This window comes from Methylogaea oryzae, assembly GCF_019669985.1.
In the GTDB taxonomy this organism is placed as follows: Bacteria; Pseudomonadota; Gammaproteobacteria; order Methylococcales; family Methylococcaceae; genus Methylogaea; species Methylogaea oryzae.
Genome location: NZ_AP019782.1, coordinates 438,879 through 461,172, shown reverse-complemented (window position 1 = coordinate 461,172; position 22,294 = coordinate 438,879). Strand labels below are relative to the sequence as shown.

The window sequence follows — 22,294 nt, the reverse complement described above, 5'->3', positions numbered from 1 at the left end:
AGCGTAGGACAAAAAAAGGCCCGCGAGATATGCGGGCCTTTCGTTTCATGCGTTTGGTGCCCAGGGGCGGAATCGAACCACCGACACGAGGATTTTCAATCCTCTGCTCTACCGACTGAGCTACCTGGGCGTCGAAGCTTGCGCTTCGCTAGAACGCTTATTAAAGCGTTCCTGAGGCTTCGCGTCAAGCGGGAATCTTGCTCCGAAGCGCTCCGATCGCGTTAATCCTTGGGGGGAACATAACCTTCCGGCGTTTGGCTGCCTTGGCCGAAGAGGAATTTTTCGCGCTCGGCCTCCAAAAACTGGCGGGCCTTGGGCTCGAACGGCGTGAGGCGGTATTCGTTGATGAGCATGGTCTGCTGCCGCAGCCAGGCCTGCCAAGCCTCCTTGGAGACGTTTTGGTAAATGCGCTGGCCTTGTTCGCCAGGAAAGGGCGGCGACGCCAAGCCTTCGGCTTCGTGGCCCAGTTTTGCGCAATGCACCGTTCTAGTCATGGGTGGTGGTCTCTTCTAGTGGGTTGTTGAGTCGTCGGTATAGCCGCTGGATGGGCGTCGGCATGGGAGGCGGCACGTCGCGAGGATCCACCCAGCGGGAATAATCGCCATCGGCGATCCGTTCTGTTTCGCCCTGGCTTATAGCGATCACCGGCGTGTAGCTCAGGTGATAATGGGAAAAAGTATGCCTGCTGGAAGGCAAGCGCTCAAGGGCGGCGGGGTCGCCCCGCCAGCGCCGGCAAGCCGTTTCCAGCGCTTCCCAGCTGGCAAACTCGGGAAAACACCACAGGCCGCCCCACAGCCCCGGCTCGGGCTTCCGTTCCAGATAGACGCGGCCGTCCCTGTCCAGCAACATCAAAAAATAACATTCCCGTGTCGGCATGGCTTTGGCGGGCCGCTTGCCCGGCAACTGTGGAATACGGTTTTCCCGGTAGGCCACGCAGCGAGACGCGACGGGACAGCCGCAGCAAGCCGGCTTGGCGCGAGTGCAGACAGTGGCGCCCAAATCCATGATGGCTTGGGTGTAATCGTCAACGCGCCGATCGGGCGTCAAAGCCTCACTGAGCGCCCACAGGCGCCGGCTGGTATCCGCATCGCCCGGCCAGCCCACGACGCCGCCGTAGCGCGCCAGAACGCGCTTGACGTTGCCGTCCAGGATGGCCGCGCGCCGCCGGAAGGCGATGGCGACGATGGCTCCCGCGGTGGAACGGCCGATGCCCGGCAATGCGCTCAGGGACTCCACCGTGGCGGGGAAACGTCCCCCAAGGTCGCGGGCCACGATTTGCGCGGTACGGTGCAGGTGGCGGGCGCGACTGTAGTAACCCAGCCCCGCCCAGTAGCGAAGCACCTCTTCCTGTGGCGCGTCGGCCAAACCGCCGATGTCGGGAAACCGCTGCAGAAAGCGCTCATAGTAGGGCAGCACGGTGGCTACCTGGGTTTGCTGCAGCATGACTTCCGACAGCCATACGCGGTAAGGGGTGGGGTTGATCCGCCAAGGCAGATCCTTGCGCCCCTCCTCGTCGTACCAAGCCAACAGGGAGCCGGCGAAAAAGTTATCGGCGCCGTGGGCGCCTGTGGCGGAAGCGGTGCTGGGCATGTCGTTGCGGCGGGCGATTTTACTCATGGAACATCGGTCGTCGACGGTCAGGCGGCAAAGCGCGGCGCCCCATTGCCCGGGCGCTGCGGCGCACTGGACGCGTTTACAAAGCTCTGGGCGTTTTCTACACTGCGCCCTCCTTAATTGCTACCGGAAGCCAACCGCCATGGGAAAAAATGCCGGACTCAACGCATTGTTGGCGTTGGGCAGCATCTTGCTCAGCTTCATCGCCGTGGAAGCGGTTGTCGAACGTTTTTTGATTACCCGGACTCCGTTGAAATTCGCCTTCGCGCTGTCCGACGGCGTCGGGCTGCTGGCGCAAAGCTCCAAGAAAGGCCGGTTGCCGCAAAATTATATCGCCCTGGCCGGCGACTCCTACGCCCAAGGCAAAGGCGACTGGGTCTTCGAGGCCGACCCCAACAGCAACCCGCCCTACCACTCCGCCCACCTGATCCAGCAGCGCACCGGACGCGACGTTATCAGCTTCGGCAAGCGGGCGGTCGGCAGCATGCGCGGACTGGTGGTAGAACCGGCGGCGCGCTACCGGTTTGTCCACGATCATATCGATAGCGACCTGCAGCCGCCGGAGGAAATCTGGGCGTATTTTTATGCGGGCAACGACCTGGAAGACAACTTGGATGAACTACAGCAAAGGTTCCTGCGCAAGCATACCCTGGCCGAATTAAGCGACGACCGGGCCGTCCAGGCGTTCTTCCAAGACTGGATAGACCACCGCAGCGTCGGCCCCTACTCCTCCCTGACGCTCAACACCGGCTGGCTGCTGAAGTCCACCTACAAAATACTCGGCAACACGCTAAAGCCGGCGCAAGACGCCGAGCTGGCGCCGCAACAAGGCGTCGCCGCCGGCGACATCAACCGGGCGCGGATCGGAGAGCAAACCGTCGCCCTGCCCGACGGCCTGCAAGGCCCGGCGCTGGACTTGGACGACACCCAGTTCGAGCAAGGGGTAGCGGTCTTCCAGGCATCGCTGCGCGCCATGCGCGCCCTATTTCCCGACGCGAAAGTGACCGTGGTTTATATTCCGTCGGTGCTGGAGGCTTACCAGGTCGTTTCCCAGCAGGTCAGCTATGCCGACAAGTTGCACCCGCCCGTCGGCAGCGCGGCCACCAGCCGGCTTTGGCAAAACAGCAATCGTTTGTGCCGTGCGGTGCAAAGCGTCGTGGAAGCGCAACGCGTACGCTTTATCGACACTCGCCCGGCGATACGAGCGGCGGCGGCGCAGCGATCGATCCATGGACCGCGCGATTGGAAGCACTTCAATCAAGCCGGCTACCAGGCCCTAGTCGACGGCATCGTCGGACAACCCGCCACGGCTTGCGCGACCTTATAAAAGCAAAAACCGCTGCCCAGCCCCGGAAAGGGCCGAGCAGCGGTTGAGCCTAATCGCACACGATCAGAACAGGGTGTAAATGAACGGTGCGACCACCGAACCCTGCGAGAAGACAATCAGCGCGCCCAGCAGCAACAGCACCAGGATGATCGGCGCCAACCAGAACTTTTTACGGACTTTGAGGAACCCCCACAAGTCCTTAAGCAAATCCAACATCAGTACGGCCTCTCCAAATGTTCACGGGGTTGATGATTGCTGGGATTGCGGTAGCTGGCCGCTTGAGCGTCCAAACGGCGACGCATGGGATCCTTGCCCAGCAGTTTCATCAGCAATCCCACCGGGAAAAACAGCGCGACGAACAAAATGCCTAAGATGATGCGGGTGTTGATCCAACCCAGCACTTCGCCGATGGCCATCCACAGCCGGTAAAGGGGACTCAGCGTCTTGGGCAGCAACAACGCCCACAGCAGCAATACGCCGGCGGCGATCATCACCGGCAGCAACGGCGGCTTGCCCAGCCACCACAGGGGCACGGCACCGAAGATGACGGCCAGGATCAGCGCCAGCACCAGGCCGAACTGGCGCAGGGCGGCTTTATCGGGAACGGGGTGTTTGCTCATGGATCAATCCAGCTCGAATTCGGTTTTCCAGGCTTCGTCCTTGGCCCAAGCCGGCTGGTCGGACTTTTTCAGCAGGATGTTCTCCAGCACCAGGTAGTCCATTTCAGTGCGCATGAAGCAGCGGTAGGCGTCTTCCGGCGAGCAGACGATGGGCTCGCCGCGCACGTTGAAGGAGGTGTTGATCAACACCGGGCAACCGGTGGCCTTTTCGAATTCGTCCAGCAGGGCGTAGAAGCGCGGATTGGTTTCCGGATGCACGGTCTGCAAGCGCGCCGAGTAGTCCACGTGGGTGATGGCCGGCACGGTGGAACGCGGCACGTTGAGCTTTTCGATGCCGAACAGGGCCTCTTGCTCCGCCGTCATGGGGATGCGGTGCTCGTCGTTGACGCCGGCCACCAGCAACATGTAGGGGCTGCGGGTGCCGGTGTCCACCTGGAACCAGTCGGCCACCTTGTCCGCCTTCACCGCCGGGGCGAAGGGCCGGAACGATTCGCGGTACTTGATCTTCAGGTTCATCACCGACTGCATGTTGCGGCTGCGCGGGTCGCCGATGATGGAACGGCCGCCCAGGGCGCGCGGGCCGAATTCCATGCGGCCCTGGAACCAGCCGACCACGTTTTCGGAAGCCAGGATGCCGGCCAGTTCCGGCATCAATTCGGCGTCGCTTAATTCGCGATAGGGCGCGTTGATGCCGTCAAGATACTGCTTGATCTGGCTATTGTCGTAGCGGATGCCGAGATAAGAGCCCCGGCTCTGGTCGGTGACGTTGTCCGCAGCGCGCGGCTTGTCCAGGTACTGGTGCCAGGCGGCATAGGCCGCGCCCAAGGCGCCGCCGGCATCGCCGGCCGCCGGCTGGATCCAGATTTCCTTGAAGATTTTTTCCGAAAGCAGCTTGCCGTTGGCCACGCAATTGAGCGCCACGCCGCCGGCCAGGCACAGGTAGTCGACGCCGAATTCCTTCTTGATGCTGCGCGCCAGCTTGAGCACGATCTCTTCCGTCACCGCCTGGATGGAGCGGGCCAAGTCCATGTGTTTTTGCGTCAGCTGCGACTCGGCCTTGCGCGCCGGCTCGCCGAACAGCTTGGCGAAGCGGCGGTTGGTCATGGTCAGGCCGGTAGCGTAGTTGAAGTACGCCATGTTGAGCCGGTAGGTGCCGTCTTCCTTGATGTCGATGAGATTGTCGCGGATCAGGTCGACATATTTGGGCTCGCCGTAGGGCGCCAGGCCCATCAGCTTGTATTCGCCGGAATTGACCTTGAAGCCGCAGTAATAGGTGAAAGCGGAGTAGAGCAAGCCCAGGGAGTGGGGAAAATCGATTTCCCACTGGGATTCCAGCTTGTTGCCGTCGCCCACCCACACGGAAGTGGTGGCCCACTCGCCCACGCCGTCCAAGCACAACACGGCGGCCTTCTGGTACGGGCTGGGGAAAAAAGCGGAAGCCGCGTGGGACTGGTGGTGCTCGGTGAACAACAACGACGGCAGGTCTTTCTGCTTCAGGCCGCTCAATTGGCACAGCTCGTCCTTCAAGCGGCTCTTCAGGAACAGCTTATCCTTGAGCCACACCGGCATGGCGGAGCAAAACGAAGTAAAGCCCATCGGCGCATAGGCCAAATAGGTTTCCAACAGGCGCTCGAACTTGACCAGCGGCTTGTCGTAGAACACCACGTGGTCGATGTCTTTGAGCTGGATGCCGGCCTCGTCCAGGCAATACCGCACGGCTTCGGCGGGAAAACCCGGGTCGTGCTTCTTGCGGGTGAAGCGCTCTTCCTGGGCGGCGGCGACGACCTCCCCGTCCACCAACAAGGCCGCGGCGCTGTCGTGGTAATAGGCGGAGATTCCGAGAATACGGATAGGCATGGGAAACTATCTAAACCTTTCGGCCGATCGGTGGAAATGAATCGTGGAACATCCCTGTTCCTGCGGACTAGCGAAGAACGGTATTAAAGATCGATGCTGTATTTTTGCATCCGGTACAACAAGGTGTCCCGGGAGATGCCCAGCAAACGTGCGGACTGGCTGCGATTGCCCTGGGTGCGGGTCAGCGCCTGCCTGATCAAATCGACTTCCACCTGCTCCAACTGAATGCCGAAATCCGGCAGGGTGAATACGGATTTGCCCCCCTGCGCGGCGGCGCCGGTAATTTCCAGCGGCAGGTTTTCCTTTTCGATGACGCGTCCCTGCAACAGGATGGACAAACGCTCGCACAGGTTGCGCAATTCGCGCACGTTGCCCGGCCAGCTGTAGGCGTGCAAAACCTGCAACGCGCTCTTGCCGAACTGGGAAGGCTTGACGTTGTGCTCGCCAGCGAAGTGGGCCATGTAATGGCGCAACAGCAAGTCCACATCGCTGCCTCGCTCGCGCAAGGAAGGAATCTCCAAGGGCACCACGTTGAGGCGATAGTACAGATCCTTGCGGAACTCGCCACGGGCGATTTTTTCGTTCAAATCGCTGTTGCAGGCGGCGATGACGCGCACGTCCACCCGCTCGCTGCGGGTTTCGCCCACCGGCTGGATTTCGCCGGTTTCCAGGAAGCGCAACAACTTCGCTTGCAACGCCAACGGCAGAGAGTCCACTTCATCGAGGAACACCGTACCGCCGTCGGCGGCCTGCAAACGGCCGGTCTGGTTGCCCACGGCACCGGTGAAGGCGCCCTTGCGGTGACCGAACAGCTCCGACTCGGCTAGGCTTTCCGGCAAAGCGGCGCAGTTGAGCGTAACGAAGGGTTTACCGGCGCGCGGGCTGTGCTGCTGCAAAGCGCAGGCCAAAACTTCCTTACCGGTACCGGTTTCGCCGGCCAACAGCACGGTTACGTCGGTGGAGGCAACCATGCGCGCGCTACGCAGCATTGCTTCGAAATTGGGCGAGCGCCCGATCAGCTTGTCGAACATAACCTTAATACCTCACTGCGGCACGTGGTGCAGAACCAAGGGGTTCAGCATGGGGAACGCTGCCAGTACGGCCAGAATTATCATTGTTATACCCGCCATGGCGCGAAAGCGCTTCATACGGGACAGCCGTACCATCCAGTTGGTCATTATACCCACCCCCACCACCGCGGGCAAAGTTCCCACCCCGAAAGCCAGCATGGTAAGGCCGCCGCGGGTTACATCGCCGGCGGTGGCCGCCAGGGCCAGAGCCGCGTACACCAAGCCGCAGGGCAGCCAGCCCCACACCATGCCGAACACGAAAGCCTGCCGCAGGGTCTCCACCGGCAGTAAACGCCTGCCGTAAGGCTCGATGCGCCGCCAGATCTGCGCGCCGGCTTTTTCGATATAGGCGAAACGGGAAAACCAGCCGGCGACGTGCAGGCCGGCGCCGGCCATCACCAAGGCCGAAATCACCTGCAGCATGCGGTGTCCGTAACCTTCGCCGAACGGCAGCATCAACACGTTATGCAGCACCCCCGCCAGCAGTCCGGCCAAAGCGTAGCTGGTGATACGCCCCAGGTTGTAGCTGAGCACGAAGGGCAACAGCTGGGCCTTCTGCTCGCGCAGCGCGGGTTTCAGGCTCAGGGTGAGCGTACCGATGATGGAGCCGCACATGCTGAAGCAATGCAATGCGCTGAACAGCCCCATCATGAGGGCGACCAGGAATGAACTGCTGAAGGATTGATCGATATGCTGCATGGCGGTGCGGAACCATACCACAGAACCACCGATCCCAAAACTTCCGCAAGGATGCGGCAAATCACGCAATCGCTGCGGCAAAACCCACAACGATAACCCGTCACGCGCGGGCACATCAAAATTTAAGCATCTGATAATAAAGATATGTTGGAGGTTGGCACGAAGATTGAGTAAACGCCGTTACCAGTCGGCGCCTAGCCGACACCATCTTCCGCGAACCATCCCAACGAGGAGCAGCATGAAAAGAAACGATTCAGACCGGCGATCGGCGCTCAACATAATGCTGGGCGGTGCGATCCCGTTTTGCGTCGCCGTTTCGGCCATCGCAGACGACACTCAAGTGCAAAGTGGCGATCCGGCGAAGGAGAAAAAGCTCGAAAAAGTCGTGGTCACGGCACCGGCCATCGCCCCCAAAAAAACCCTGAACACGGTGGAAATGGGCGAAGCGGCGATCGCGGCGAAACGCTCCTACACCAGCGACACCGCCGCCTTGTTCGACGACGTCCCGGGCCTGAGCCGCTACGGCGGCGGCGGCGTTTCCAGCCTGCCGGTGATCCACGGGCTCAACGACGACCGGGTAAAAGTCCAGGTGAACGGCATGACCGTGGCCTCCGCCTGCGCCAACCACATGAACCCGCCGCTGTCCTACGTGGACTTGCGCAACATCGGAAAAACCCAGGTATTGTCCGGCATCACCCCGGTCAGTCTGGGCGGCGACAGCATCGGCGGCACCATCATCGTCGACTCGCCCGAACCGGTATTCGCCAAACAAGGCGAAGGCGTCCACACCGGCGGCAGCGTTTCCTCCTTCTATCGCAGCAACGGCAACGGATTCGGCGGCAGCCTCAACGCCGAAGCGGCCACGGAAAACCTCAGCATCGCCTATAACGGCTCCCACACCCAAAGCGGCAATTACAAAGCCGGCGACGGCATGGAAGTCAAATCCACCCGCTACGAAAACCAAAACCATGCCGTCACGCTGGCGGCGCGCAGCGACGACCACTTGCTGGTCCTGAACGGCGGGCAGCAGCACATGCCCTACCAGGGCTTTCCCAACGCCCGCATGGACATGACCAACAACGACAGCACGTTCGGCAACGTCGGTTACAAGGGCCGCTACGACTGGGGTAATTTGGAAGCCAAATTCCACTATGAACACACCCAGCACACCATGAACTTCCTGGACGACAAGCGCTATACGCCGGGCAGCAACATCCCCAACGAAATGCCCATGTATACGGACGGGAAAAACCTCGGCTACCTGGTCAAGGCGGAAATCCCGTTGAACGAACGCGACATCCTGCGCGTCGGCAACGAATACCAGCGCAACGAGCTGAACGATTGGTGGCCGCCGGTGGCCGGAAACATGATGATGGGACCGGGAACCTTCCGGAACATCAACAAAGGCGAACGCGACCGCATTGGCACCTTCGCCGAATGGGACGCGCGCTGGAGCGACGAATGGAGCAGCTTGCTCGGCTTGCGCCACGACCACGTTTCCATGGACACCGGCCCGGTCGTCCCCTACGACACGCGGGCTGGACGGCACATCCCCGGCAACATTTCCGCCAACGCGTTCAATGCCAAGGACCACAGCCGCGACGACGACAACTTCGACGTCACCGCCCTGCTGCGCTATACCCCGGACGCCACCAGCCAATTCGAAGCCGGTTACGCGCGCAAAAGCCGTTCGCCCAACCTATACGAGCGCTACGCCTGGAGCAAAGGGCAAATGGCCATGTACATGAACGGCTGGTTCGGCGACGGCAACGGCTATGTGGGCAACGTGAACCTCAAGCCGGAAAACGCCCACACCCTCAGCGTCACCGCCGGCTGGCACGACGAAGCCAAACAGGAATGGGAGTTCAAAGTCACGCCGTACTACACCTACGTGGAAAACTACATCGACGTGGACCGTTGCCCGGTAACGGCAGGCACCGACTGCGGCGCCGCCAACCTGACCAAAACCAACGACTTCGTTTTCCTGCAATTCGCCAACCACGCAGCCCAGCTGTACGGCGTGGACGTGTCCGGCAAGCTGCCCATCGCCAAAACCGACTTCGGCCGCTTCACGGCCAAGGGCATATTGGGTTACGTGCGGGGCGAAAACCTGGACACCGGCGACAACCTGTACCACATGATGCCGGTCAACGCGAAAGCCACCCTGGACCATCAATGGGGCGACTGGTCCAACGCCGTTGAATTCCAATTGGTCGCGCCCAAGAGCGTCGTCACCAAAGTGCGCAACGAAACGCAGACGGCCGGTTACGGCCTGCTGAACGTACGCACCGGCTACGAATGGAAGCAAGTGCGCGTGGACGCCGGCGTCGAAAACGTATTGGACAAGAACTACGACCTGCCCCTGGGCGGCGCCTACCTGGGCGCACGGCCTTACGCCTACGGCGCCAACGTGCCCGGCATGGGCCGTTCGGCTTACGTCGGCGTCACCGTCAAGTTCTAAAACGATCGTGGAGCGGCGCCCCGCGGATGCCGCCCTTACCTCCCCCTTCCCCGCCATGCCGTCCTCCATCCGGCGGCATGGCGGCCTTTTTTCAACCCCGCCCCCGCCCGTGACCGCCGTCACATTCCACAGCGGATTGCTCTACAATGGGCGGCTTAGGAGGAAATTCGGGCCGACGCTGGTCAAAGGACAAGCCCATTTCCACTCTGGGGCAATGCCCCGCATCAAGCCACTCACCGCGCAACGGCAGGGACGGCGACCGGACGCTCCGGTTGTGCGCAGCCGCGCGGGACGCGGCTTTAGGACTATAACGAGAAAAAAATGACCGACAAGAAATCCGTCTGTGAGCTGGTGGATAAAAGCTATGGGCGCTGCCGCATGACCGGCACGTTTATCGACGAGTTCTACACCGAATTCCTCGGATGTTCCCCGCTGGTCGCGGAAAAATTCAAGAACACCGATATGGAGCAGCAAAAACGCCTGCTGGACCAAGGCATCCGCCACCTGATCCTGTTTTTCCACGAGCCCAGCGCCATCACCGCCACCAAGATGACGGACCTGGGCGAATCCCACGCCAAATCGGGACTGGATATCGGCCCGGAGCTGTACGAACTGTGGCTGAGCGCCCTAGTCAATACCGTGGCGGAGAACGACCCGAAATTCGACGCTGAACTGGACGCGGCGTGGCGCGAAGTAGCCAACCACGGGATTAGCGTTATGCTATCCATGCACGACGACGATTAGTCCGGCACCCAAGGCAACCACAACAGGAGAAAAAAATGTCCAAGCGCACAGTGCTGTACATGCTGGACCCCATGCCGCATAACAGTCCTTTCGACATCAACATGGCGATCGACGCCGACTACGATGTCGTGCTGCCGTTCAGCGGAGTGAAACTGGAGGACATGAACGGCCTGACCCAGGACGCGATTTTTTCCCGCGGCCCAGAAGGCACGAAAAACACCGGCATATTTATCGGCGGTCGCGACATCGGCTTGGCCGTGGAAATGCTGGAGGTCGCCAAAAAAGCCATGGTGCCGCCGTTCCAAGTATCGGTCATGGCCGACCCCAGCGGCGCTTTCACCACGGCCGCCGCCTTGGTGGCCCTGGTGGAAAAACAGCTCAAAAGCATTCACGGCCTGGAACTGAAAGGCCGCAAGGCGGTGGTGTTCGGCGGCACGGGCCCGGTGGGTATCGCCACGGGCGTGATCGCCGCCTCCTGCGGCGCGGAAGTCACCATCGTCGACCACGCCTCGCTGGATGCAGCCCTGGATAAAGCCAACACCTACGGCCGCTTGTTCAACGTGCAGCTGGACGGCACCTGCGCCGCGTCGGAAGCGGACAAAGCCCATTTGCTGCACAGCGCCGAAGTGGTGTTCTGCACCGCCAAAGCCGGCGTGCAGGTCTTGAAAGCCGCAGTGCTGGCCGAAGCCGGCCAACTGAAGGTGGCTGCGGACGTCAACGCCGTGCCGCCGCTGGGCATCGAGGGCGTCAAGCGCACCGATTGCGGCGCGCCCCTCAAGCACGCCACCGGCAGCCCCGGCGCCATCGGCATCGGCTCGCTGGCCATCGGCGATTTCAAATACAAGCTACAGCACGCTTTGCTGAAATCGCTGCTGCAACACGACGAACCGGTGTTCGTGGATTTCCGCACCGCTTTCGAAATGGCGCGATCCATGTAGAGTAGGGTTCCGGGCCGCTTCGGCGGCCCTTGCCGCAAGCAAAGCGCCGCTGGCCCGCAAGGCCACCGGCGCTTTGTCGTTTCAGCCGCCGAATACCGACGCGATCTGCGCCTGGACGCGCAAGGCCTCGGCGCGCGGATCGGCGGCGTCGCGAATCGGACGACCCACCACGATGTAGTCGGCGCCGTTCTTGAAGGCGTCCTCTACCGTCACCACCCGCTTCTGGTCGTCGGCCGGGCGGTTCTCCACTGGGCGGATGCCGGGGGAAATCACCAGCAGTTTGTGGTCCACTTCCTCCCGCAGCAACGGCACTTCCAAGCCGGAGGAAATCACCCCGTCGCAGCCCAGCGCCAGGGCGCGCTTGGCACGGGACAGCACCAGCTTCTGCACGTCGCAGTCAAAGCCCAGGTCGTCCAGGTCGCCCCGGTCCAGGCTGGTGAGCACTGTAACGGCGAGGATTTTCAACTCGCCTTTGTTGGCGGCGGCGGCCTCCATGATGGCGTCGTTGCCGTGTACCGTGGCAAAATCCACGCCGCGCTGGCTGAGGGCGCGCACAGCGCGGCCGACGGTGGCGGGCACGTCGAAGAACTTCAGGTCGACGAACACGCGTTTGCCGCGCGCCTTGAGCCATTCGATCAGGCCGAAATAATCGCCCGCCATGAACAACTCCATCCCCACCTTATAGAAATGCACCGCATCGCCGAGCCGCTCCACCAGTTCACGGGCTTCTTCCACGCTGGGCACGTCCAGCGCCATGATGAGGCGTTCTTGCGGCGGAATGAGTTTGGTGGACTGATGGCTCATAGGGGCTCCCGATCGGTGCAATGGCTGATGGTGATGGATTGAGGAACTAGACGATGGCCGACGTGGTACTGCAAATGGCGGTGATGATTCTGGCCGGCATCGCCTGGCGTATTATACGTCCGGCCAAGCTCGATGCCGACCTGACCCGCCACGTCATCGCCAGTTTGGTGTACTACGTTCTGCTGCCGGCCTTGGTGCTGGAGGTGCTGTCGCGCCATGCCCTGGGCGTTGAAACCCTGCGCATCGCCGCTTTCGGCGCGACGCTGATTTTCGCCGGCGTGGCGCTGGCCTGGCTGGCCTACCGCTGGCTGCCCGCGCCGGACTCCCAGCGCGGCGCGGCCATCCTGGCCGTGGCTTTTCCCAACGTCACCTTCCTCGGCCTGCCGGTGCTGGAGCAAACCTTCGGCCCCTGGGCGCGGGCGGTGGCGATCCAAATCGACCTATTCGCCTGCATGCCCTTGGTGCTGACCCTGGCCGTGACCATCGCCGGCGCCTACGGCAGCGGCGGCGGCAAGGACAACGGCGCCTGGCGGGCGCTGCTGTCGGTGCCGGCGCTATGGGCGGTGCTGGCCGCGGCCTTGCTAAACCACTTTCACATCACGCTGCCAGCTTGGCTGGCGGGCGCCCTGGGACGCATGTCCGGCACAGTGGCGCCGCTCATGCTGTTCGCCCTGGGCCTGGGATTGCGGCTGGACGCCCTGCGCTGGCGCAACATCGCCCTGCTGGCGCCGGTGCTGGCGCTGCGGCTGCTGCTGCTGCCGCTCTTGGCATGGCCTCTCGCATCGGCGCTGCATTTCGGCGGAGACACTTGGCGGGCGCTGATATTGGAGGCAGCCATGCCCAGCATGGTGGTGGGCATCGTGCTGTGCGACCGCTTTCGTCTGGACAGCGGCTTTTACGCCGCCGCGGTCACCTTGACCACCCTGGCGAGCTGGCTATCGCTGCCGTTTTGGTGGCGGCTGTTTCAGGCGGTGGCGTGAAACACGGCTAACGACTCTTCCGCGCCGGCCACGCAGACCTGGTTGCGCCCGCCCTGTTTGGCGCGGTAAAGCGCCTGGTCGGCCAGCATCAAAAAAGTTTCCGCGCCGGCGCCGCGCGGCGGAACCAGGCTGACGATGCCGACGCTGACGGTGATATAGGGGGCCGCGCCTGAAGCCATGTGCGGAATACGCGCCGCCAACACCTCGCGGCACAGGGTCGAACCGATGGAGCTGGCGCCGTTCCGATCCGTATTGGGCAGGAGAAACACGAACTCTTCGCCGCCGTAGCGGGCCGCCATATCCAATGGCCGGCGGGTGGCGTGACTGAGGATTTCGGCGACGCGCCTCAGGCAGTCGTCGCCGGCCACGTGACCGTAATGGTCGTTGTAGGCTTTAAAGTAGTCCACGTCCGCCAAAGCCACCGCGAGTGGCTGCTCTTCGCGCACGGCGCGACGGAGCTCCAGCTCGAATTGCCGGTCGAACGCCCGCCGATTGGCGAGCCCGGTCAAGCCGTCCTGATAGGAATGCCCTTCCAACTCCAGGGCGATGCGGTGCAATTCCTGCTCCCGGTCCACCGCCGCCGTCACGTCCTGGATCTGCACCAGGCAATAACGCTCCCCTTCGCACAGCAAAGGCACCACGCTGATGGCCTGCTGCATAGGCTGCCGGCTCAGGCGGTTGACCTGCACATGCAGCGGGAAAGGGTGGCGATTGAGGGACTGGGAAACCACCGAAGCCATGCCCTGCCCCAAGGCAGACTTGATGGCTCGATGGGCGCGGCCGCCGACCAGGGAGGGGAATGCCGTGGCGAAAGGCAGGCCGATGATGGATGCTTCGGTAAGATCGGAACGCTGCTCCAGCCAGTGGTTCCACATCACCACCCGCTCGTCCCGATCCAAGGCCAACAGGCCGGCGTTGATGGCATAACAAATTTGCGCCAACAAGGCGGACTGCTGCGGCGCCACGGCCTCAGGCACCGATTTTCTCGAGAAACGCCCCCAGCACCGCTTTCAAATCCACTAGGGAAATCGTATCGAGCAAAAACACCAAATAACCGCGAATCTGGCGTTTTTCCGCCAGAAAGTCGATGAAGATAACCAAGGACAGGTCTTCGCCGCCCTGCTCGGAATAGCCCAGCACCTGTTCCATGGAACCGCGGAACAAGCTGGGCAGAGACGCGTGGCATTCGTTTTCCATGGTATTGGCCATGGCGCCGACGCAAGCGTTGAGGATGATGTTGCCGATCTCGCACAACGCTTCCTGCTGCATTTCGGTCAACGTGTTATGGGGAACGCTTTCGCCCAGCATCAGCTTGACCAGCTCCAGGCTCTCGTCCTCGGGGAAAAGCAGGTGGGCGTTGGCGCTGAACAAGCCCGACACGCTCTGGTGCACGCCGCAGATGCTCTTGGATTGCAATTGCAGGGCGTCGCTCAGGGATTGGCGCGGCAGCACCTCGATGGAAGGCACCGACAGGCGCAGTTCCTCGTTCAACAATTCGTTCATGGCGGAGGCGGCATAACCGACGCCGATGTTGAACAGCTCGGTCAGAGCGTCCTGTTCGAGCGGCGTCAGTAAAAACGCCTCACTCACCTAACAGCTCCACGATTTTCGCACAGCTTTTCTCCGTGATCGGCTTGGCGACGAAATCGATGCCCAGCGCCGCCGCCCGTTGCTGCACCGGCTCCTGGATATTGGCGGTGAGCAGCGTCATTTTCAGATCAGGAAAGCTGGCGGCCAGGATTTCCGCCAACTCCATGCCGTTCATGCCTGGCATGTTGTAGTCCAGCGTGGCATAGTGCGGCGTTTCCGTGGTGGTCAAGGCGATGGCTTTTTCGCCGTCCTCCGCCTCCACGATATGCCATTCGGGCCGCATGGCGCTGATAAACGAACGCAGCATGAGACGCGCCACACGGCTGTCGTCTACGATTAGCAAGGTTTTGCCGGAACTCATTGGTGTCAAAAACCGCTTTGGGAGCCGGGAATTCTGGCCCAGCGCCAGGGAAACGTCAAATAACAGATAACTTATAGGTTTGCATACACCTTGGTACAGTTACGTCTAGCAAAAATCTCCATCGCCTTCGGCGTGCATCCCTTGTTGCACGAAGCGGATTTCCAACTGGACAAAGGCGAGCGGGTCGGCCTCATCGGCCGCAACGGCGAAGGTAAATCCACCTTTTTGAAAATCCTTTCCGGCCAGCAGCCGCCCGACAGCGGCGAGGTCTGGCGGCAGCCCGGCTTGCGCCTGGCGTTCCTGGAGCAAACCCCGGACCTGCCCGCAAACGCCACCATCTATGAAGCCGTGGCCGGCGCGCTGGGAGAAATCGGCGAGCGACTGTCCCGCTATCATCACCTGCTGGCGGAAGGGCTGGAAGCCCAAGGCGCCATGGCCGAGCTGGGACAGGTGCAGCAATGGCTGGACGCCCACGACGGCTGGAGCCTGCAACAACGGGTGGATGCGGTGCTGAGCCGCTTGGACCTGCCGGCCGACAAAGCCGTGGCCGCCCTGTCCGGCGGCTGGCAACGGCGCGTGGACCTGGCCCGCTCCCTGGTGCTGAACCCCGACGTGCTGCTGCTGGACGAACCCACCAACCACCTGGACCTGGAAGCTATCGCCTGGCTGGAAGAGCAGCTGCTGCAATTCCCCGGCGCCGTGGTGTTCATCACCCACGACCGCGCTTTTTTGCAAAAACTGGCGACACGCATCGTCGACCTGGATCGAGGCAACCTGACCTCGTGGCCCGGCGATTACAACGACTACCTGTTGAAAAAAGCCGCCGCCCTGGAAGAGGAAGCCAACAACAACGCCCTGTTCGATAAAAAATTGGCCGAAGAGGAAGTTTGGATCCGTCAAGGCATCAAGGCCCGCCGCACCCGCAACGAAGGCCGCGTGCGCGCCCTGAAAAAACTGCGGGTGGAACGCTCCCAGCGGCGCGAACGCCAAGGCACGGCGAAAATGGCGCTGGACCGGGGCGAGGAATCGGGCCGCAAAGTCATCGAAGCCACCGACGTCAGCATCGCCTTCGGCGGCCGCCCCATCATCCGCGATTTCTCCACCACCATCCTGCGCGGCGACCGGGTCGGCCTGATCGGCCCCAACGGCGCCGGCAAGTCCACCCTGCTCAAACTGCTGCTGAAGCAATTGGAACCGGACTCCGGCCAAGTGGAACACGGCACCCGCTTATCCATCGCCTATTTCGACCAGTTGCGCGACCAACTCGATCCGGAACAGACCGTGGCCGAAGTGGTGGGCGACGGCCGCGACTGGGTTGCGGTGGGAGACCGCAAGGTCCACGTGATGTCCTACCTGGGCGACTTCCTGTTCAGCGCCGCCCGCGCCAGATCGCCGATCCGCAGCCTGTCCGGCGGCGAGAAAAACCGCGCACTGCTGGCGCGCTTGTTCAGCCGCCCGGCCAACCTGCTGGTGATGGACGAACCCACCAACGACCTGGACCTGGAAAGCCTGGACCTGCTGGAAGACCTGCTGTCCAGCTACGACGGCACGCTGCTCCTGGTCAGCCACGACCGCGCCTTCCTCGACGGCGTGGTCACCCAAAGCCTGGTGTTCGAAGGCGACGGCGTGGTGAGCGAATACGTCGGCGGCTATTCGGACTGGCAGGCCCAGCGCAAAACCGCGCCGACCGCCAAGCCGGAAAAAAAAGAGGCCGCACCGGAACCGGCCGCCAAGCCCCAGCCCGCCGCCCGCAAGAAGCTCAGCTACAAGGACCAGCGCGAATTGGAACAGCTTCCCGGCCTGATCGAAGAATTGGAAACCCGCCACGGCGAGCTGTCCGCCCTAGTCAACTCCGGCGACCTCTACCGCCAGGAACGCGCCCAGGTGGACGCGGCCCTGGCCGAATATGCCGAGGTGGAGGCCAAACTGGCCGCCGCTTATGCGCGCTGGGAAGAGCTGGACGCCCTGCAGGCTGCCGCGTCGTAAGCCGGGCGCGACTCCCTCGCCGGACCCGTGGGGCTTGGACAGGCCACCCCAACCATGGCGGCGCCGCGTCAGGCAAACCGGCCGTGCTATATTTCGGCCGACGGCTTTTCGGGAAACTTGCGAATGGTTAGGGCCTTGGCTTTGATTTTATTGGGGACGGGATTATTGCTGCCCGTCCCATCGGCGCTGGCCGCGCCGAATTATCAAGCCGCCCTGGTGGTGGACGCGGAAAGCGCCGGCGTGTTGTACGAGAAAGACGGCGGCGCATTGTGGTTCCCCGCCTCCCTCACCAAGATGATGACGGTGTACCTGACCTTCGACGCCATGGCGAAAGGCAAACTGGCCCCCACCGACATGCTGCAAGCCTCGCCCCACGCGGCGTCGCAGCGAGGCACCACCCTCGGTTTGAAGGCGGGCGACAAGCTGTCCGTCGATACCGCCATCCGCAGCCTGATCGTCCGCTCCGCCAACGACGTGGCGGTGGTGCTGGCGGAGCGCGTCGGCGGCACGGAAAGCGCCTTCGCCACCCTCATGACCGACACGGCGCGCCAGCTGGGCATGGCCCACACCATTTACCGCAACGCCACCGGACTGCCCAACATGGAGCAGGTGACCACCGCCCGCGACATGGCGATCCTGGCCCGCGCCCTGCTGACCCGCTTCGCCAACTATTACCCTTATTTTTCCGGCCGCTCGGTCAACTACAAAGGGCGCGAACTGCCCAGCTACAACGGCTTGCTCAGCTCCTACGTGGGCGCGGACGGCATGAAGACGGGCTTCACCTGCGCCGCCGGCTTCAACATCGTCGCCTCCGCCAAGCGCGCCGGGCGGCGCTTGATCGGCGTATTGCTGGGCAGCACCAGCCGGGTCGAGCGGGCCGGCACCATCAGCTATCTGCTTAACCAGGGTTTCGCCGCGCAATCCGCCGCCGCCCGCCCCAACCTGTACGAGCTGTTCAAAAACACGGCGATGACGCTGTTGAAGCGGCCGCAACCGCTGGACGTGGACGCCTGCAACAGCGACGGGGCGGACAACGGCGCGACGACGGCGCAATCCGCGGCGCCGTCCCAGCCCCAGCAAGCGCAAGCGCCGTCCCAGCACTTCAACGGCTGGGGCGCGGTGATCGGCGAATTCCGCGCCGCCGACGAGCCGGGCGTGGTGCTGGAGAAATTCAAGGCGCGCTGGCCGGGGGACCTCGCCAACGGCCGAGCGAGGGTCGTGACGCACCTGGGCCAGGGAGCGGCGGGCCACAATCTGGTCATCACGGGAATCACCAAGGATCAAGCGAGCGCCATCTGTTCCCGCCAAGCCTGGCCGTCCCGCGCCCATTGCGTGACCGTCAACCCCACGGCCAACATCCGCGGCATCTCCGTCGCCGGAGGCGCACGCAAAACAGCGGTTATCGGCGCGCCTTGAAACGGCCGGCTTGAGCGGGCGCGGCGGGCGGCGGCAACAGGGGTTGCAGCGCCTGCCACACCCGCTCGGCCAACAGCGGCTGGGCGGCTTCGTTGGGGTGGATGCCGTCGGCTTGGAACCAAGCCGGATCCTCGGCGAAGCCTTCCAGCAGGAACGGGACGAACGGCAGGCCCAGCTTCTTCGCCAAGGCGGCATAGGCGTCGGCATAAGCGGCCAGATACCGCGGACCGTAATTGGGCGGCAAGCGCATGCCCAACAACAGCACTCTTGCGCCGGCGGCTTGGCTGCGCTGGGCGATGGCCTCCAGGTTTGCCGCCAGTTGCGCGGGCGGCAAACCGCGCAAGCCGTCGTTGGCGCCCAGCTCCAGAATGACAATGGCCGGACGGTGCATGGACAGTTCCTGGTCGATGCGCGCCAAGCCGCCTGCACTGGTTTCGCCGCTGATGCTGGCGTTGGCCAGCGTATAATCCCCGCCGGCTTGCTTTAACTTGTCCCGTAGCAAATCGGCCCAGCCGCGTCCCGTCGGCAGGCCGTAGCCGGCACTGATACTATCGCCCAGAAGCAGCACGGTTTCCGCCCTGGCCGGCGCGACCGCGGCCAAGGCCGCCAGCAACAACACGATGAATTTCCCCATACCCGACACGCGCAGAGAGCGAAAATGAAGCCGGATGCCATTATAGCCGTGGAAAATCTATGCAAGCGCGTCCCCATCGCCGAGGGCGAGCTGACCATCCTCAGCGACATCGGCTTCACCATACAACCGGGCGAAACGGTGGCCGTCGTGGGCGCCTCGGGCTCGGGCAAATCCACCCTGCTGGGCTTGCTGGCCGGCCTGGACTCGCCCAGCGCGGGCGAAATCCGTCTGGACGGACAAGCGTTGAGCGGCCTGAATGAAGACGGCCGCGCCCGTTTGCGCAACCGCCGGGTCGGCTTCGTCTTCCAATCGTTCCAGCTGCTGGCGGGCCTGACCGCCCTGGAAAACGTCATGCTGCCCCTGGAACTGTCCGGCGACGGCCAGGCCGCGAGTAAGGCCGCCGCCCTGTTGCGCAAGGTGGGCCTGGGCCAGCGCTTGAGCCACTACCCGCGCCAACTGTCCGGCGGCGAGCAGCAACGGGTGGCGCTGGCGCGGGCTTTCATCGCCGAGCCGGCGCTGTTGTTCGCCGACGAGCCCACCGGCAACCTGGATGCGGCCACCGGCCGCCAGGTGATGGACCTGTTGTTCGGCCTGAACCGGGAGCGGCGAACCACGCTGGTCCTGGTAACCCACGACGCCGAACTGGCCGGCCGTTGCAGCCGTACCATCCGGCTGGAAGCCGGCCGCCTGGCGGCCGACTGATGCGCTACCTGGCATTGGGCTTGCGGCTGCTGCGCCGCGACTGGCGCGCCGGCGAAGTGGCGGTGCTGGCCTTCGCCCTGCTGCTGGCGGTGGCGGCCAACACCGCGGTGGGCCTGCTGACGGACCGCTTGCAGCGGGGCATGGAGGAGCAGGCGGCGGAACTGCTGGGGGCGGACCTGCTGCTGGAAAGCCATCAACCCCTGCCCGGCGAATGGCTGCAGCAAGCCGATGCGGCGGGCTTGAGCCGCACGCTGGTGGTGGAGTTCCCCAGCATGGCGGTGGCCGGAGAGCGCTTCCTGCTCACCAGCGTCAAAGCGGTGGAAGCGGGCTACCCCTTGCGCGGCGCCCTGCGCACCGCGGCGACCAGCGACGCGCCGGATCAAGCGGCGGAAGGCATCCCGCCCCAGGGCGAAGCCTGGGTCGACGCGCGCCTGCTGGCCGAACTGGGCATTCCCCTGCAAGACGACATCGAGCTGGGCCGGCTGCGCCTGAAGGCCAGCCGGCTGCTGACCCACGAGCCGGATCGCCGCCCGGATTTTTACAGCCTGTCGCCCCGTTTGCTGATGAACGCCGCCGACCTGCCCGCGTCAGGCCTGCTCGCCGGCGGCAGCCGCGCCCATTACCGCGGCCTGTTCGCCGGCCCCGGCCGGGAGGCTTTCAAGGACTGGCTGCAGCCGCGATTGGCGGCCGGCCAGCGCCTGCTCGACGTGGACCAGGAACGGCCCGAATTGGGCGATACGCTGGCGCGCGCCGAGCGCTACCTGGGCTTGGCCTCGGTGCTGGTGGCCCTGCTCAGCGGCGTGGCGGTGGCCTCGGCCGCCCGCCGTTATGCCCAACGCCATTACGACGCCGTCGCCATGCTGCGCTGCCTGGGAGCCGGACGACGCGAGCTGCGACTGATCATCGGCAGCCAGCTGCTGGCGGTTGGACTGTCGGCCGCCGGCCTTGGCGTCCTGGTCGGCTGGCTGGCCCAAGAAGCCTTGCTGCATAGCTTGCGGTCTTTGCTGCCGATAGCGCCTCCGGCGCCCGTTTGGCGGCCGGCGGCCTGGGGCGCAGGCAACGGCTTGCTGATTTTGGCGGGATTCGCCTGGCCGGCCCTGTGGCGGCTGGAACGGCTGGCGCCGCTGCGGGTACTGCGGCGCGACCTGGAACCGCCCTCGGCTTCCGCTTGGCTGGCGGGGCTGGGGATGCTGGCCGTGGCGGCCCTGCTGGCCTGGCGTTACGCCGGCGACGGCAAAACCGCGGCCCTGTTGCTGGCGGGCGTCGGTCTGCTGGTATTGGCGGTGGCCGGCCTGGCCTGGGCCCTATTGGCAGCGAGCCGACGCTGGCAACCGCGCAACCTGGCCTGGCGCTTCGCCGTGCGCAGCCTCAACCGCCACCCAGGCCGCAGCCTGGCGCAAGCCGTCGCTTTCGCCATCACCCTGGCGGCCATGGCCGTCAGCCTGGTGGTGCGCAACGATCTACTGGACGACTGGCGCGGACAACTGGATGCCCATGCGCCCAATTATTTCGTCATCAACCTGTTCGAGCAGGATCTGGAGCGTTTCCAGCGCCAGCTGACCGCGGCCGGCGTGGCGGCCAGCCGCTATTATCCGGTGGTGCGCGGCCGGCTCACGGAAATCAACGGCCAGCCGGCGCAAACCTTCGCCGAAAAGGGCTCCCAGGGCGAACGGGCGCTCACCCGGGAACTGGGCCTGACCTGGACGGCGGACCTGCCCGCCGGCAACCGCATCACCGCCGGCGCCTGGTGGGACGGGGAAAGCGAACCAAGCCTGTCGCTGGAGCAAAAGCTGGCGGAAAGCCTCCATGTGGGCGTGGGGGACCGCCTCGCTTTCACCGTCGCCGGCCGCAAAGTGCAAGCCACCGTCTCCAGCTTGCGCAGCCTGCGCTGGGACAGCATGACGCCGAATTTCTACGTGATTTTTCCGCCCGGAGCCCTGCGGGATTTTCCGTACAGCTACCTGACCAGCTTCCACCTGCCCGCCGAACGGCGCGCCGAACTGGCCGATCTGCCGCGGCAATTTCCCGGCGTGACGCTGCTGGACGTGGACCAGTTGCTGCGCCAGCTGCAAACGGTGCTGCGGCAGGCGACCCTGGCCGTGAACGGCGTGCTGGTTTTCGCCCTGGCGGCGGGGTTGGCGGTCTTGTGGGCGGCGGTGCTCAACCAAGCGGACGAACGCCTCAAGGAAGACGCCCTGCTGCGCGCGCTGGGAGCCGAACGGCGCTTGCTGCGGCGCAGCCGGCTGCTGGAATTCGCGCTGCTCGGCGCCCTGGCGGGTTCGGTGGCCGCCATGGTGGCCGAAGGGCTGATCTGGGTGCTGTACCGCCGCGTGCTGCACATGGATGCGGCCTTCCACGGCCCGCTGTGGCTCGATCTGCCGGCCGTCGGCGCCTTGCTGGTGGCGGCTTGCGGACTGCTTTTGACGCGGCGCGCGGTGACGGTCGGCCCGCTGACGGTGCTGCGGGAGGGATGAGCCCCAAACGAAAACGG

The 22,294-nt window shown here is 63.8% G+C and carries 21 protein-coding genes and 1 tRNA gene; 9 read left to right on the top strand and 13 right to left on the bottom strand.

Annotated features, from left to right (window positions below; translation table 11 throughout):
* Nucleotides 1-54: 54 nt before the first annotated feature.
* The 3 genes from K5607_RS02375 to mutY all read right to left on the bottom strand — a co-directional run bounded on the left by K5607_RS02375 (nt 55) and on the right by mutY (nt 1,617).
* Nucleotides 55-130 (bottom strand) — tRNA-Phe (locus K5607_RS02375).
* Between the two features lie 91 nt (nt 131-221).
* Nucleotides 222-494: an oxidative damage protection protein gene (locus K5607_RS02370; protein WP_054772897.1), complete on the bottom strand. Its 273-nt coding sequence runs from the start codon at nt 492-494 to the stop codon at nt 222-224.
* Nucleotides 487-1,617 carry an A/G-specific adenine glycosylase gene (mutY, locus tag K5607_RS02365; protein ID WP_246598932.1) on the bottom strand — a complete coding sequence of 377 codons (1,131 nt, stop codon included), beginning with the start codon at nt 1,615-1,617 and terminating at the stop codon, nt 487-489. The genes K5607_RS02370 and mutY overlap by 8 nt, the downstream gene beginning before the upstream one ends.
* Before the next feature lie 139 nt (nt 1,618-1,756).
* Here mutY and K5607_RS02360 point away from each other — a divergent pair, with 139 nt between their 5' ends.
* Complete coding sequence (locus K5607_RS02360; protein ID WP_054772896.1) at nt 1,757-2,941, top strand: SGNH/GDSL hydrolase family protein; 1,185 nt, start codon at nt 1,757-1,759, stop codon at nt 2,939-2,941.
* 63 nt (nt 2,942-3,004) lie between these two features.
* Here the strand turns inward: K5607_RS02360 and K5607_RS02355 are convergent, their stop codons facing one another.
* The 5 genes from K5607_RS02355 to K5607_RS02335 all read right to left on the bottom strand — a co-directional run bounded on the left by K5607_RS02355 (nt 3,005) and on the right by K5607_RS02335 (nt 7,187).
* Nucleotides 3,005-3,157 (bottom strand): DUF5989 family protein, encoded by a 153-nt coding sequence (locus tag K5607_RS02355; protein ID WP_221048074.1) that lies wholly within the window; start codon nt 3,155-3,157, stop codon nt 3,005-3,007.
* On the bottom strand, nt 3,157-3,561 hold the full coding sequence (locus K5607_RS02350; protein WP_054772895.1) for an SxtJ family membrane protein: 405 nt from the start codon (nt 3,559-3,561) through the stop codon (nt 3,157-3,159). Before K5607_RS02350 ends, K5607_RS02355 begins: the two co-directional genes overlap by 1 nt.
* A gap of 3 nt (nt 3,562-3,564) precedes the next feature.
* Nucleotides 3,565-5,418: a carbamoyltransferase family protein gene (locus K5607_RS02345; RefSeq protein WP_221048073.1), complete on the bottom strand. Its 1,854-nt coding sequence runs from the start codon at nt 5,416-5,418 to the stop codon at nt 3,565-3,567.
* An 83-nt stretch (nt 5,419-5,501) separates the two neighbouring features.
* Nucleotides 5,502-6,449 carry a sigma-54 interaction domain-containing protein gene (locus K5607_RS02340; protein ID WP_054772894.1) on the bottom strand — a complete coding sequence of 316 codons (948 nt, stop codon included), beginning with the start codon at nt 6,447-6,449 and terminating at the stop codon, nt 5,502-5,504.
* A 12-nt stretch (nt 6,450-6,461) separates the two neighbouring features.
* A complete protein-coding gene (locus tag K5607_RS02335; protein ID WP_246598931.1) occupies nt 6,462-7,187 on the bottom strand; it encodes a sulfite exporter TauE/SafE family protein in 726 nt (241 codons plus the stop codon).
* A gap of 238 nt (nt 7,188-7,425) precedes the next feature.
* Between K5607_RS02335 and K5607_RS02330 the strand changes: the two genes are divergently transcribed.
* The 3 genes from K5607_RS02330 (at nt 7,426) to K5607_RS02320 (ending at nt 11,330) form a co-directional block, all read left to right on the top strand.
* Nucleotides 7,426-9,648 carry a TonB-dependent receptor gene (locus K5607_RS02330; protein ID WP_221048072.1) on the top strand — a complete coding sequence of 741 codons (2,223 nt, stop codon included), beginning with the start codon at nt 7,426-7,428 and terminating at the stop codon, nt 9,646-9,648.
* 321 nt (nt 9,649-9,969) lie between these two features.
* Nucleotides 9,970-10,392 carry a globin domain-containing protein gene (locus K5607_RS02325; RefSeq protein WP_221048071.1) on the top strand — a complete coding sequence of 141 codons (423 nt, stop codon included), beginning with the start codon at nt 9,970-9,972 and terminating at the stop codon, nt 10,390-10,392.
* 35 nt (nt 10,393-10,427) lie between these two features.
* Entirely contained in the window at nt 10,428-11,330 is a 903-nt protein-coding gene (locus K5607_RS02320) for an NAD(P)-dependent methylenetetrahydromethanopterin dehydrogenase (protein WP_054774623.1), read from the top strand.
* An 81-nt stretch (nt 11,331-11,411) separates the two neighbouring features.
* Here the strand turns inward: K5607_RS02320 and pyrF are convergent, their stop codons facing one another.
* Nucleotides 11,412-12,134 carry an orotidine-5'-phosphate decarboxylase gene (gene pyrF, locus K5607_RS02315; protein ID WP_054774624.1) on the bottom strand — a complete coding sequence of 241 codons (723 nt, stop codon included), beginning with the start codon at nt 12,132-12,134 and terminating at the stop codon, nt 11,412-11,414.
* 53 nt (nt 12,135-12,187) lie between these two features.
* Between pyrF and K5607_RS02310 the strand changes: the two genes are divergently transcribed.
* A complete protein-coding gene (locus K5607_RS02310; RefSeq protein WP_221048070.1) occupies nt 12,188-13,114 on the top strand; it encodes an AEC family transporter in 927 nt (308 codons plus the stop codon).
* Here the strand turns inward: K5607_RS02310 and K5607_RS02305 are convergent.
* From K5607_RS02305 to K5607_RS02295, 3 genes are read right to left on the bottom strand one after another with little or no spacing between them, the layout of a single operon-like run.
* Entirely contained in the window at nt 13,099-14,091 is a 993-nt protein-coding gene (locus K5607_RS02305; RefSeq protein WP_054774285.1) for a GGDEF domain-containing protein, read from the bottom strand. The genes K5607_RS02310 and K5607_RS02305 overlap by 16 nt on opposite strands.
* Nucleotides 14,084-14,704: a chemotaxis protein CheX gene (locus K5607_RS02300; RefSeq protein WP_054774284.1), complete on the bottom strand. Its 621-nt coding sequence runs from the start codon at nt 14,702-14,704 to the stop codon at nt 14,084-14,086. The genes K5607_RS02305 and K5607_RS02300 overlap by 8 nt, the downstream gene beginning before the upstream one ends.
* Nucleotides 14,697-15,065, bottom strand: a complete 369-nt coding sequence (locus tag K5607_RS02295) for a response regulator transcription factor (RefSeq protein ID WP_054774283.1) — start codon at nt 15,063-15,065, stop codon at nt 14,697-14,699. The genes K5607_RS02300 and K5607_RS02295 overlap by 8 nt, the downstream gene beginning before the upstream one ends.
* A 90-nt stretch (nt 15,066-15,155) precedes the next feature.
* Here K5607_RS02295 and K5607_RS02290 point away from each other — a divergent pair, with 90 nt between their 5' ends.
* Together K5607_RS02290 and K5607_RS02285 are read left to right on the top strand one after the other, a co-directional pair.
* Nucleotides 15,156-17,051: an ATP-binding cassette domain-containing protein gene (locus tag K5607_RS02290; protein ID WP_221048069.1), complete on the top strand. Its 1,896-nt coding sequence runs from the start codon at nt 15,156-15,158 to the stop codon at nt 17,049-17,051.
* A 135-nt stretch (nt 17,052-17,186) separates the two neighbouring features.
* A complete protein-coding gene (locus K5607_RS02285) occupies nt 17,187-18,467 on the top strand; it encodes a D-alanyl-D-alanine carboxypeptidase family protein (protein WP_221048068.1) in 1,281 nt (426 codons plus the stop codon).
* On the opposite strand, the gene K5607_RS02280 is transcribed toward K5607_RS02285, so the two are convergent.
* A complete protein-coding gene (locus K5607_RS02280) occupies nt 18,451-19,101 on the bottom strand; it encodes an arylesterase (RefSeq protein WP_221048067.1) in 651 nt (216 codons plus the stop codon). The two genes, K5607_RS02285 and K5607_RS02280, sit on opposite strands and share 17 nt — an antisense overlap.
* A gap of 24 nt (nt 19,102-19,125) precedes the next feature.
* Here K5607_RS02280 and K5607_RS02275 point away from each other — a divergent pair, with 24 nt between their 5' ends.
* Together K5607_RS02275 and K5607_RS02270 are read left to right on the top strand one after the other, a co-directional pair.
* Nucleotides 19,126-19,803: an ABC transporter ATP-binding protein gene (locus K5607_RS02275; RefSeq protein ID WP_221048066.1), complete on the top strand. Its 678-nt coding sequence runs from the start codon at nt 19,126-19,128 to the stop codon at nt 19,801-19,803.
* The gene (locus K5607_RS02270; RefSeq protein WP_221048065.1) at nt 19,803-22,277 is read left to right on the top strand and encodes an ABC transporter permease; all 2,475 of its coding nucleotides are present in this window, start codon (nt 19,803-19,805) and stop codon (nt 22,275-22,277) included. Before K5607_RS02275 ends, K5607_RS02270 begins: the two co-directional genes overlap by 1 nt.
* Nucleotides 22,278-22,294: the final 17 nt, after the last annotated feature.